Raw genomic sequence first — 12,901 nt, forward strand, 5'->3', positions numbered from 1 at the left:
CCGTTTATCCAAGTCAGCTTTTGTACATCGTAAACAGCTGGATTTTTTGATACCCTTTCTAAAGTAAATTCTTTTATGCTTTTTGAAACATCAAAATTTCCTCCCCGTCCTTTGGCATCCATCCTAGTAAGGTTATATAATTTACAATCGCTTCAGGGAGATATCCTTGCTCTTCAAACTCTTGCACGGAAGTAGCTCCATGTCTCTTACTAAGTTTACTCCTATCAGGAGCTAAAACCATAGATACATGGGCAAATTGAGGAGTTTCTAAACCTAAAGCCTCATAAATTAGTATTTGCTTTGGAGTATTTGATAAATGTTCTTCTGCCCGTATAACATGAGTTATCCCCATTTGGTAATCATCTACCACAGTGGCAAAGTTATAAGTAGGCATATTGTCTGATTTCATAATTATAAAGTCATCAATAGTAGAATTATCAAATTCTACGTCTCCTCTTATTATATCGTGCACAATTGTTTTTCCTTCACTAGGCACCTTTAATCTTATAACGGGCCTTTTGCCTTTTTTTAAATACTCTTCAATTTGTTCTCTGGTCAAATTCCTACATTTTCCTGTATACATAAAGGGCCTACCTTCATTTTCTGCCCGTCTTCTCATTTCCTCTAGCTCTTCTTTTGTACAAAAACAGTAGTAAGCCTTGCCCTCATCTAATAATTTATTTGCGAATTTTCTATATTCATCTAACCTTTGGGATTGGTAAATAGGTCCTTCATCCCAATCAATACCTAACCACTTAAGTCCATCAAGTATTCCTTTCATAGATTCTTTTGTAGACCTTTGTAGGTCAGTATCATCCACCCTTAAAATAAATTTTCCTCCATAGTGCCTTGCAAAAAGCCAATTAAAAAGGGCTGTCCTGGCACCGCCTATATGTAAACTCCCTGTAGGACTTGGAGCAAATCTTACTCTTACTTCACCCATCTTTTTCACCTCTTATAAGTTTAAACTATTTTGATTATACTTTAATTGAATTGTTTTTTCAACAAAGAAGTATTTCAACAAAAATTTGTGGTATAATCATACTATAAACTTAAAAAAAGGAGCTGTTAGTGTGAAAGATATTGCTATAAACCTATTAGAAGAAAGAGGAGTTACTTTAGAAGATATGGCAGTATTAGTACTAGACTTGCAAAAAAGGTACTATGATGATTTAACAATAGAGGAATGCATAGAAAATTTACATCATGTGCTTGAGAAAAGAGAAGTTCAAAATGCAATTTTGACAGGTATTGCGTTAGACAAATTAGCAGAAAAAGACATGTTAGAAGAACCTCTTTTGTCTATTATAAAAAGAGATGAACCTTTATACGGCATCGACGAAATTTTAGCCTTAAGCATTACAAATATTTATGGTTCTATAGGTTTTACTAATTTTGGATATCTCGATAAAGTAAAACCTGGTATAATGGGAAACCTTAATAAAGATAAAGATAAAAAGTGTAATACCTTTATTGATGACTTAGTAGCTGCAATAATCGCCGCGGCTTGTGCTAGAATTGCCCATTCTAGAAAAGAAGTTTTATAAATATTACTTTTGTAAAGTAAACTTTACATAGCCCTCTTCGGTCTTAACCTTTTTTAATTTAAATCCTTCAACAGGAATTTTAATGTTTATGGTGGTATCATAGCCATAGAGAATCTTTTGAAGCAACTGGTCGTTAATTTTTATATCTCCTATATTCAGAGAAGTTATTAACAATTTAATCTTGTTATCTTCTATTCCAAAATTTCCTTTTAAAGTGTATGAATCATCATCTTTTATTTCAAAACCTTCTTTGCTAAAAGAAACTGTTATATTTTTTAACTTATTACTGTAAGAACGTATCATCTTTGTTACATCAGCATCAGAAAAAGAAGCAGATATGTCAAAAAAAGAAAACCTCAAATCTTTATACTCCAAAGTATCCCATGGAAGTTGGGAAAGATGGCTTAATAAATAATCTAAAGAAGGAAACATTTTGTCCAAATTATCAGCTAGTGTAAATATTTTTTGATAATTTGCAATTTTGATTTTTATCTCTTCTAACATTTGGCTTTTTGCTAACCTTAATTCATCTATTTTTTTTAACAATTCTATTTGTTCTTTTTGTTTTTCTATAAGCTGTAATCTTTGGGAGGTTAGTCTATTTTCCTCTTCTTTTTTATATTTTACAAGCTTATTTAAATTATCTAGTTTATTGTAGAAATAATTGGTAATAATGTCTATGTAAATAAGCCTATGCAACAACTCACTGGAATTTTGTGCCATAAGTAGAAGTGATAGTATAGCATTTGCCCCATCCATATACAAAAACCTAAACCAAGTCTTTAATACCTCTTTTTCCTTTTCTATCTCTTTACTTACTATTTGTATTTCTTTAGATTTTTCTTGAATGACTACAGCTAAATTTTCAATATCGGCCATTAAATTTTCCAAAAACTTTTGTGTTTTAAGCCTTTCTATCTCAAGATTCAATAGCTCTAGTACAAGTTTTTGTTCTTCCACTTTCGCCCTATTAAGCTCAGAAGAGGTATCAATCTGTGCTGGTACTAGCATAAAATTAAATAAAAAAATACTCACAGTTATAACAGCTATCAGCCTTTTCATAATACCCCTCATTTAATATAGAATTTTTTGTTCTATGTGGAACTATTTAACATACTAATCAACGGTAATTTTATCTTTTATCTGTTCAAACATTTTAGGACCTATTCTAGGGACATTCATTATGTCTTCAATCTTTTTAAAAAAACCTTTGTTTTCTCTAAATTCGATTATCCTCTCAGCCGTTACAGGTCCTATTCCTGGTAAAGTTTCCAATTCTTCTTTGGTTGCAGTATTTATGTTTATTTTTTCGCTTTTTTGTAGTGTCTTTGCAGAAGAAGTATTATATATCTCACCCTTTTTTGGGACTATTATCATTTGTTCGTCCTTGACTCTTTGTGCAAGATTTATATTGGAAAGGTCTGCTTCTTCCAAGGGTCCTCCTGCTTTATTTATAGCATCTATTACTCTTTCTCCTTCCTTCATAGTATAGACCCCCGGATTTTTTACTAATCCTGTAACATACACTTTTATTTCTAAAGGTTCTTCCTTGTTTTCCTCCTTCTCGGCAATTGTTTCTATCGCTATGCTTTCATTACTTTCATTGATGACAAATTCATTTTTTAATTTAAAATTTTGGTAAATTACATATCCTGAAACCGATAATATAAGGCATAATATAACAATAATAGCATATTGCTGTTTTTTTGAAAAACAAGGCATATTAACACCTCTTTTTACAGCGTCCTTTATTTATTTCTACATGAATTAAAAAATTCCTTTTTATTTTTTGCGTTTTTTTGTTATACTTTAAGTATCAGCATGAATTGGAGGCATAAAAATGAAAAAATGGTAGCTTCTTTGCTCATACTATTTATTTTGGTAGTACAAATAACTCCTGTATACGCTAATGTGCCATCACCACCTGAAATTGTAGGCCCAACTGCAGTTTTAATGGATTTTACAACAGGTCAAGTATTGTACGATAAAAACATGCACAAAAGAATGTACCCTGCAAGCACAACTAAGATTTTGACCGCAATTATCGCCATTGAAAAGGGAAACTTAAATGACATCGTAACAGCTAGTGATAATGTTACAAAAATAGATGGAAATTCAATATTTCTTTCTCCTGGTGAACAACTTACGTTAGAACAATTACTTTATGCAATTATGTTAGAATCAGCTAATGATGCTGCCATCGCTATCGCTGAACATATTGGTGGAAGCGTAGAAAATTTCGCTAAAATGATGAATGAAAAAGCCAAAGAAATTGGGGCTTACAATAGCCATTTTGTAAATCCAAATGGTCTTCCTGATGAAAACCATTATTCCACTCCTTATGATATGGCATTAATAGCAAGGTATGCAATGCAAAATCCTGAATTTAGAAAAATAGTAACTACAATACATTACCAAATTCCTCCTACTAATAAGTTTGATAAAGTAAGAGACCTATGGTTAAGCAATCGCTTAATTAAACCTTCAAGTTTTCGCTATGAAGGAGCTGACGGAGTAAAAACGGGATATACGGTTGCAGCTGGTCAAGTTTTAGCAGCTTCTGCAACGAGAGAAGGTCGCAGACTTATCTCCGTCATAATGGGTGACCAAGGAGCAAACATTTGGACAGATACTATAAAACTTTTGGATTACGGGTTCCAAAACTTTAGTTTAGTGAAAAAAACAGAAAAAGGTGAGGTAGTAACCTATATCGATTTAGGAAAGTCTCACTTTAAACTTCCTCTTATTGCAAAAGAAGACTTTTACTATGAAGTCCCTAAAGGGCAAGAAAATTCTATAGAAACTCAAATAATACTTAATAAAAACATAAAAGCGCCAATAAATAAAGGAGACATATTAGGTTACATTAAATACACTTTAAATGGAAAGGAGATAGGTACAAATCATCTAATTGCAGCGGAATCTGTTTATAAAAACTTTTTGGGATACTATTATACAGAAAACCAATCTTTTGAAATAAAAAACAATCCCGTAAAATTTATTGCTGGAGCAACGATTTTAGGAACAGCTTTTCTCCTTTGGAGAAGACGGAAAATTAGAAATAGAAAAAAATATATCTTCTCAAAATATTGATTTAAAAAGAGGGCAGAATGCCCTCTTTTTATGCATATATTTGGTTGTCATTGAGACTTCTACTTCTTCCCATGTCCTTTATAAAAGAATCAACATTAAAAAATCTTTTAAAATTTTAAAATAATACAGCTCTTCCTTTGACTTTATTTCAAAACCGTTAGAAAGGAATCTATTTTTTATATACTCTGCATCACTAATTTCTGATTCAGCTATCTTATTCAATATTTCAGATGTACCACTTCCTATTGCAAATTTTTCTTTTCTTCTCCATACAATTGACTCTGGTAAGTAATTTTCTGCAAGTTTTCTAAGTATCCACTTTTCGGTTTTTTCTCGGCCGTTAATTTTAAATGACGGCGTTATTCTAAACGCGTACCGTAACACTTCTACATCTAAAAACGGTACACGTCCTTCAATGGAATGTGCCATTGTCATTCTGTCAACTCTTTGAAGATTTGTATTATGCAAATTTCGAGTTATATATTTTAATTCGGATTGTAATTTCCAAGGACTGGTATAATTTTTAAGGTAATGGTATCCACTAAACAATTCATCAGCACCTTCTCCCGAAAGAATAACTTTTACGTAATTGCTTGCAAGTTTTGATACAAAATATGTTGCAACAGCACTTCTGACTAAGGCTGGATCACAGGATTCAAGATAATATATAACTTCGGGTAAAATTTTTTTTATGTCCTCCTCTGTATAAATAAATTCATGGTGAATCGTCCCCACATAATCAGCAACAACTCTTGCGTTCTTTAAGTCATTACTTCCTTCGACGCCTACTGCAAATGAATGAAGGGGCTTTTTGTATTTTGCTGCTATTGCTGCGATAAGGCTGCTATCCAATCCGCCACTTAAAAATACTCCAACAGGCACATCAGCAATCAACCTTTTTCTTACTGAATCCTCTAATCTAAGCCTTAATCCATTAATAATATTATTAACATCTGCAAAATGCATCGGATCCTGTGGAATTGTATAATATTTCTCAAATCCGTTTTCAGTTGTATAAATATATCCATTAGGAAATTCATTTATATCATCAGTTACTTCCTGAAGTGCTTTAATCTCCGAAGCAAAGGCAAAATACCCTTCTTTTGTTTTGCCATAATACAATGGCTTTATTCCTAAAGGATCACGAGCAATAAATATGGTCTTTTTTTTAGAGTCATAAATAGCTAAAGCAAACATTCCATCAATATAGTTAACACAATTTTTACCTAGTTCTTCATACAAATGAATTATTACTTCGCTATCAGTATCTGTGGAAAAAGTATGGTTTTTTAACTCTTTACGCAATAATTGGTAATTGTAAATTTCTCCATTATAAATAAGCCAATACCTACCATCTTCGTTTTTTATAGGTTGACGTCCATGATAAAGGTCAATTATCGTCAGCCTATTATGGCCTAATGTAATATTTTCATCTACAAAAATACCTGACTCATCCGGACCACGATGTCGTATTTTATCAAGCATCCTTTTTATTTTACTCTTATCACCAGTTCCTATAATTCCTGCTAATCCGCACATTTAGCTATCACTCCTCCTCTTCAGATATATTCAAAGAAATTCAATAAGGAACGTAAGAAAAGATCTTACGTTCCCAAGTTTTTATACTTCTATAGCTGATTTTTCATATTCACGTAAAATCCTTTCTACCCTTTCTTCTTCAGGTATTATTCTATGCTTCTCATAGTCATAAGCATAGCATGCACCATCTATTACTTTGGTTTGCAATTCTCCTTTTGCATACTTGTTACCCTTGAGATGTGGTGCATCTAATAGACCAATCTTTATCGCCAATGCCAACACATCTGGATCTGCCAGTGGATCAAGACTGTAAGGTGCCAAGCTTTTTATCGCTTCCAATAAAATCCTTGTCTCTTTCTTTAACTGTTCTTTTCTTTGAATTACTTCTTTATCCTGAGTCAAATCAGGCATTCCAAACATAGAATTTTTTATCACGGCTTTTACTATTTTAACGCTTTCAATTATATCTTCTGGCGTTGCAGCATGATGAGCTTCACAATATCCCACTACGTGATATATATGAGGTCTTATAGCCATAGAGAGATAAGCACTAGAAGCTAACTGACCCTTGGCTTCTAAAAGGTCGATTGGAAAACTTGCAAGTCCCGCTCTTGCTTGCCTTATAACTCTGAAATTTTCATCTTGCAATTCTTCTATCAGCTCTATCTTAGCTAACATCTTTGCCAAATCCATTTTTGGTGAAATAGAAGCAGGCACGTTAAACATAAATTGTGCTACATAGTCTTTAACACCCATTTTTTTTGCATTATATGCCGCAAGATATGCCGTTGTTACCCCAATTACATCATGAGCATCCCTCAAGCTCCAATGGTGTGGCTCATTTACCTCTACTGGTACTCCTCTTTCAGCATGCCATTTCATCAATTGTTGATTTTCTCTGATTGAAGTGTTAACATCTCTTGGACCTCTTCCATCGAGAACATTGTACCAGCTAAGTGGTATTGCTGCCCACGCATTGTGGATCGTTCGCAAAAGCATTTCCGCCATCTTAAATACGTCATTTGTACCACTGTAGCACCTTAAAAGAGGGAAATTACCCCTTCTTGAAGCTTCATATATCCGTATCAAGTCTTCTTCCTTTCTTATAGGAACACCGCCTGCTCCGTCCAAAGATTTGTCATATTTCTTATCAAAGAAGTGCTCTTGAGCATTTTGGTCTGGTGCTATAGAAATTACATCTAAAACTTCTGCTTCTGCTATCTTCTTAACTCCTTCTATAGTGTCCTCCAATGAAGGAAGCCCAAAGTGATGCCTTATTATAGGATAAGGATATTTATCTTCTATTCTTCCAATTAATGTATCAGCAAAAACTCTTTGTCTATGGTTTGAACTTCCTCCTCTTAAGAAATTAATTGTAGCTTCATCGCCATTTTTACCATCAAAAACTGCTACAAATATTCCTGATTTACGAGCTACTTCTGCAGTAGGCTCTGTCCCTCCAAATACCCATTTTATATGTTGCAAATTATTTACTTCTATTTCCCTCTTGAGTTCTTCTAAAAGTTTTTCAAGAGCAGAAGGAGTCAGTCTATAGCTTACTCCTACAATTGACGGCTTATGTTTTTTAACGGCTTCTATCAATTTCTTTATAGGAACAGCAGGACCCAAAAATATAGTTTCATAACCTTGCTGTTCCGCAAATTTTAAAAAGTTATATACACCGGCCACATGGACACAATTACCTATCGCTGCCGCTACAATTAACCTTTTCACGCTATAGTTACCTCCTTTCTTTTTCCTTCCACCAACTCTATAATTTCCTCTACTGTTTTCCCTTGGATCCCAAGTTTCTCAGCCGTCCTTCCAATATTCCAATAATCTTTTCCGTGCATAACCGAAGCAAGATGTATAACAGCATCAATAGTGGGAGTCTTAATGCCTATTTCTTTCCCTATAGAAGACATAGGCACCAAGCTCATAGGAACATCTTCAAATATATAACGGCAATCTAATGTTTGAGGAGCTAATAAGCCAACATAAGCTTTTGTATTTTGAATTGCCTCATATAGATTTTCTCCTTCCGCATTATAACTTTCTTTTAGCCATCTTTTAGCTGAAATAGTATTTACACCTAGAGCTTTTGCCACCATCATTCTTTCATTGTCTATTTTTTCCAATATTTTTGCAACAGAAGGAGAAATACCCTCCCGATAAAATTCAAAATTCCCTTTAGTAGTTTCTATTCTTGCTGCATTAAGTAAAGTTGGTGCAGGGTGAAAAACAGCTCCAAAATTGTTAAGGCTTGTTTCCAAAACATTTTGCGCCGGAATAAATTGAGGAAAGGCGGTATTAAGCGCTTCCACTACCATTTCTGTTTTATCGTTAGGTATCGCAGCAACAGCCACAACTTCCTTTACCATAAATATTTTGGATTTTCCCATGGAAGACCTGCATGCATATATTAAAGTATCCGTTTCTGCAATAATTACATCCAAATCTTCTCGTCTTCTTATAATATTATAAAATTCCAAAGCACCACCAGTTCTTCCTGGGGTTAATACAATTATTTGACCATCCTTAAGATATGGCAACATCTCTTCAGCAATTTTATAATGGGCAGAAGCAGGAACTGCCACTAAAATTATATCAACATCTTTAATAGCTTTTTCCATGTCATCAGTTATCACATTTAACTTGCCAAAACCTTTTACTTCTCCTTCTAATTCGATACCACCTTTTTCTATGATAGGAAGTAATTTTTGATAGGTTCTATTGTACAAATTAACTTTAAAACCTTTTAAAGCGAGATGCCCCGCTATCGCTTGACCCCCATTCCCAGCTCCAACTACTGCAAAAGAGAGTTGCTTCATTTTAGTTACCCCCTTTTAAAGAAATGAAAAAGCTATAGAGGAAAATCTATAGCTTCAGCCTTGGGTGTCTGAAAAGACATAAAAAGACACCATTGCTATCATCCTCCTCTTTCAACGCTTACGAGGTTAGCTGACGGGTTCGGGTCGAAAGATAACCCTACCATCTTATCAAAAGATGGATTCACCCCCAAAGTGGTTCCCCCGCTTCTTTACGAATTCAGCGTTTAGCATTTTATTTAATTTTCAAATTTATTTTTATTATATCATAAAGCAAAAAACTTGTAAAGGAAAACATGTTAATATTTACTAAAATCTCCTCCTACTCTTATTTCGTCTAAATAATTGTATATGGTATATCTGGATACACAAAGTATCTTAGCAACGTAATCAACAGCACCTCTTATCAAAAAAGTCCCTTTTTCATCTAACATTTTGACCACTTGTACCTTCTCTTCTTTTGTCATGAAATTTACAGGTTTTCCGTAGTTTTCCAATGTGGTGTTTACTATACTTTCAAGTACATCACTAACACTTCCTGCATAAGCCTCCCGAGCTTCTTCATTGGTATCCGCTACATCGCAAAACTCTGATAAAGTATTTTTTACCATTACAAATTCCGAAATATCGATGTTGATTGTAAGACACCCCACAGGTTTACCATTTTCATCTTTTATAAAAAGAGCAGATGACTTCAAAATCTTACCATCTTTACCTTTACTCTTATAGTTTATTAAATTTTCAACATTTTCAGATTTCAATATTTTCGCAATGTTCTCAGGCAAAGGGTTACCTACATCTCTTCCTGTGACATGTCCGTTTACAATTGCAATAATTGGATTTTGAGGAGAAGAAAAGTCATACAGTGCCACTTCACAATTTTTTCCAAATGTATGTGCTATTCCTTCTATCATAGGGATTATGCTCTTCAAGATAGGATGAGTCTTCATTTGCTCTAAATCCCCCTAATCATACCATATTAAATATATGCAATTAGGTAATGAAAAATTACTGACTAGGCTCAAATTTATTTTTAAAAAGACGGAATGCTAATAAAAAATTTATTAACGTTATTATACATACCTCAAACAAGGTTGTCAAGCACTATTTCCTTTGCATCCGCCCATAATCTCTCTAAATTATAAAATTCCCTTTCTATTTGCTGGAATATGTGAACTATCACATCACCATAATCCATTAAAACCCACTTCCCCCAATTGTAACCTTCGATATGATCCACCAGAATGCCCTCTTCCATGAGTTTCTTTTCAATTTCGTCTGTCAATGCTTTAACATGAGTGTCTGAATTGCCAGTAGCAATAATAAAATAATCTGCGACAACTGTTAAATCACCTATATATAAAATTTTTATATCAGAAGCTTTATTATCTTCTAAAACTTTATAAATTTTAAATACTTTATCTTTTACGTCTATCACTAAATCACCCTCCACCTTATATATTTGTCCCCAAAATTATAGTTACATCAACATTACTGTTTGCATTTGTATCTTCCACTACAATAGCATTTTTTTAAAATTTTTTTCAAATTTTCTACTATTTCTTTATTATCAGTCTATTAATTATCTGAGTCGTGTTATATGTGGTCCCTATCACATTACCTATCTTCACTACATCATACCCTTGTTGTTTTAACAAATCAGCAGTTTTTGCGGCTGCTCCTGGGATGCCGCCACCATTTAAAACCTCTATTTTTATATTTTTGTTAACCGCTACCTCATTGGTTTTATCATCTACATTGCTATCTAAATTTGCAATAAATTCTTGTATTTCTTGCGGATCTGTAATATAATAAGCAATCCCGTTAACGTACTGAGGAGTACCAGGCAAAGTAGCTGTTTTTATATTCTCCTTGTCAAGCTTTAAAATATAATCTGCATATTTTAACATAGTAACAGGTGGTATGTTTGTTTCAACGTATTGATTTATGGTTTTTAATATACGATTAATCTTTAATAAAGTACTGGGATTTTTAGCTTTTTCAAACATTGCTAACAAAAATTCCCTTTGTACTTTTACCCTCTCTAAATCTTGTTCTGCATACCCATGTCTAAATCTCACCAGCTGTAAGGCTTTTTCCCCATCTAAAAGCTGAACACCTTTTTTTAAATGAATGTGTAAATTTCCCGCATAATCATCATAATTCATATCCACCGGTACGTTCATTTCTACTCCGCCTAAATCGTCTACTAATTGTTTAAAGCCTTCATATCCAATCTTTACATAATAATCAACAGGCTCTCCAATAAGCTGTGACACCGTATCCATCGCCAACTGAGGTCCACCTATTGGGTAGGCAGCGTTTATCTTTTGTGTGCCATATTTGTCAAGTTTAATCATTGTATCTCTTGGAATAGACAAAATATAAGCTTTATTAGTTTTAGGATTGTAGGATAATAATATCATAGTATCAGAACGCTTTGGATCTGTTGGCGATGTTTCATCAACTCCTAAAACTAATATATTTATTTTCTGAATCGTTTCTGAATTTGTGTTTTCACTGCTTCTTTGCATCAAAAAGCTATCTGAAGGATTTAGAGACTTTAAAAAAATATACCCTCCTACCCCTGCCGATAACAAACTTAACAATAATATCGCAGATATAACTTTTAATACTTTTCTCATTTATCTCCACTCCCAAGCTTCAGAAGAATATAGTTTCGAGCTTTTACTGTTTTTTCATAAAGAAGTAGTCCCCTCTGTAAGACATAACAAATTGTACTATCAAAAGACTTTAACAAAGCAAGCTCCAAATTTTCTTCTGCTAATTCTCTTAATTGCGTTACCCCTTCAAAATCTCTATTAGGCTCTATATAATCCGCAAGAAATACTATTTCATCCAAAAGACTCATATTAACATCCCCAGTAGTGTGAAGAGAGATTGCCCTTTTTATTTCTTTATCTTTGATTCCAAAAATTTCTTCTACTAAATGCGCACCTATAGGACCGTGTAAAAGAAAGGGTGCATTTTTTAAAACATCGTCTACTTCAATTCCATATCTTTGAGCAAATTTTAAAAGTTCTTCATCAGAATAGCTCTTTGCACAATCGTGCAACAAACCTGCAACTTGGGCTTTTTCTACATCAGCACCATATTTTTTAGCAAGATGTATTGCAGTTTCCATAACACCTATAGAGTGTAAATACCTTTCCTTATCTAGCAAACTTCTTAGTTTGCTTTTTAAAAGTTCTATGTCATACTCCATTTTCATCATCCTTTTTGTACAAACCATATTTTTGAATATATCTTTCCACAGACTCTGGCAGCAAATACTTTATAGGTCGGCCCCCTGCTACTCTTTCCCTTATATCGGTGGAGGATATAGCCAAAGAAGGAACAGTCACTTTGTAAATGACATTCCCATAAAACTTTCTAATTTTGTTTAATTCTTCATCTATTCTATCGCCTTCAACTCCTGCCTAGTTGCGGCAACAAAATTACACATCTTTAAAAGCTCATCTGCACTTTTCCAAGTCAAAATCTCCAAAACAGCATCCGCTCCTGTTATAAAATAAAGTTGAGTTTTATCCCCATAAATTTTTTTAAACTCTTTGATAGTATCAATCGTATAAGTATACCCTTCCCTGTCAATTTCAATCGTCGATACCTCAAAAAAAGGATTAGTTATTGTGGCAAGTATAGTCATTAAATAACGATGTTTTTTATCTGTCACCTTTCGCTTTACTTTATGAGGTGGGTTGCCTGCTGGAACAAAAATCACCTTGTCCAATTTGAATTCAGCCCTTACCGCTTCAGCAGTAACTAAATGACCATAATGAATAGGGTCAAATGTACCACCCATTATCCCAAGTCTAAGCTCTCTTTCCAAAGTGCTATCCCCCAATTTATATTTCTTTTATATTATACATTATA

The 12,901-nt window shown here is 33.6% G+C and carries 10 protein-coding genes, 3 pseudogenes and 1 riboswitch; of the genes and pseudogenes, 2 read left to right on the forward strand and 11 right to left on the reverse strand.

Going from position 1 to position 12,901, the window contains the following annotated elements:
* Positions 1–943, reverse strand: a pseudogene (gene gltX / locus JCM7501_RS08215) (glutamate--tRNA ligase); the annotation flags it as partial.
* Between the two features lie 130 nt (positions 944–1,073).
* On the opposite strand from gltX, the gene JCM7501_RS08220 reads away from it, so the two are divergent.
* Positions 1,074–1,547, forward strand: coding sequence for a phosphatidylglycerophosphatase A family protein (locus JCM7501_RS08220; RefSeq protein ID WP_012994950.1), 474 nt, complete (start codon positions 1,074–1,076; stop codon positions 1,545–1,547).
* 3 nt (positions 1,548–1,550) lie between these two features.
* Here JCM7501_RS08220 and JCM7501_RS08225 read toward each other — a convergent pair whose 3' ends face one another.
* Together JCM7501_RS08225 and JCM7501_RS08230 are read right to left on the reverse strand one after the other, a co-directional pair.
* On the reverse strand, positions 1,551–2,609 hold the full coding sequence (locus tag JCM7501_RS08225; protein WP_028991473.1) for a coiled-coil domain-containing protein: 1,059 nt from the start codon (positions 2,607–2,609) through the stop codon (positions 1,551–1,553).
* Between the two features lie 54 nt (positions 2,610–2,663).
* A complete protein-coding gene (locus JCM7501_RS08230) occupies positions 2,664–3,269 on the reverse strand; it encodes a helix-hairpin-helix domain-containing protein (protein WP_013150138.1) in 606 nt (201 codons plus the stop codon).
* 126 nt (positions 3,270–3,395) lie between these two features.
* Here JCM7501_RS08230 and JCM7501_RS08235 point away from each other — a divergent pair, with 126 nt between their 5' ends.
* A complete protein-coding gene (locus JCM7501_RS08235) occupies positions 3,396–4,640 on the forward strand; it encodes a D-alanyl-D-alanine carboxypeptidase family protein (RefSeq protein WP_256201309.1) in 1,245 nt (414 codons plus the stop codon).
* 28 nt (positions 4,641–4,668) lie between these two features.
* Here JCM7501_RS08235 and asnB read toward each other — a convergent pair.
* The 8 genes and pseudogenes from asnB to nadD all read right to left on the reverse strand — a co-directional run bounded on the left by asnB (position 4,669) and on the right by nadD (position 12,857).
* Positions 4,669–6,179 (reverse strand): annotated as a pseudogene (asnB, locus tag JCM7501_RS08240) (asparagine synthase B).
* An 81-nt stretch (positions 6,180–6,260) separates the two neighbouring features.
* Complete coding sequence (locus JCM7501_RS08245; RefSeq protein WP_028991476.1) at positions 6,261–7,913, reverse strand: cobalamin-dependent protein; 1,653 nt, start codon at positions 7,911–7,913, stop codon at positions 6,261–6,263.
* Positions 7,910–9,010, reverse strand: coding sequence for an NAD/NADP-dependent octopine/nopaline dehydrogenase family protein (locus JCM7501_RS08250; protein WP_028991477.1), 1,101 nt, complete (start codon positions 9,008–9,010; stop codon positions 7,910–7,912). Before JCM7501_RS08250 ends, JCM7501_RS08245 begins: the two co-directional genes overlap by 4 nt.
* A 101-nt stretch (positions 9,011–9,111) precedes the next feature.
* Positions 9,112–9,243, reverse strand: a riboswitch (cyclic di-AMP (ydaO/yuaA leader).
* 63 nt (positions 9,244–9,306) lie between these two features.
* Positions 9,307–9,957, reverse strand: coding sequence for a helix-turn-helix transcriptional regulator (locus JCM7501_RS08255; RefSeq protein ID WP_012994943.1), 651 nt, complete (start codon positions 9,955–9,957; stop codon positions 9,307–9,309).
* A 134-nt stretch (positions 9,958–10,091) separates the two neighbouring features.
* Positions 10,092–10,445: a ribosome silencing factor gene (rsfS, locus tag JCM7501_RS08260; protein ID WP_012994942.1), complete on the reverse strand. Its 354-nt coding sequence runs from the start codon at positions 10,443–10,445 to the stop codon at positions 10,092–10,094.
* 118 nt (positions 10,446–10,563) lie between these two features.
* Entirely contained in the window at positions 10,564–11,652 is a 1,089-nt protein-coding gene (locus tag JCM7501_RS08265; RefSeq protein WP_256201310.1) for an LCP family protein, read from the reverse strand.
* Positions 11,649–12,233 (reverse strand): bis(5'-nucleosyl)-tetraphosphatase (symmetrical) YqeK, encoded by a 585-nt coding sequence (gene yqeK, locus JCM7501_RS08270; RefSeq protein ID WP_012994940.1) that lies wholly within the window; start codon positions 12,231–12,233, stop codon positions 11,649–11,651. The genes JCM7501_RS08265 and yqeK overlap by 4 nt, the downstream gene beginning before the upstream one ends.
* A pseudogene (gene nadD, locus JCM7501_RS08275) lies at positions 12,223–12,857 on the reverse strand (nicotinate-nucleotide adenylyltransferase). Before nadD ends, yqeK begins: the two are co-directional and overlap by 11 nt.
* Positions 12,858–12,901: the final 44 nt, after the last annotated feature.

This window comes from Thermoanaerobacter thermocopriae JCM 7501 (genome assembly GCF_001310975.1).
GTDB lineage: Bacteria > Bacillota > Thermoanaerobacteria > Thermoanaerobacterales > Thermoanaerobacteraceae > Thermoanaerobacter > Thermoanaerobacter thermocopriae.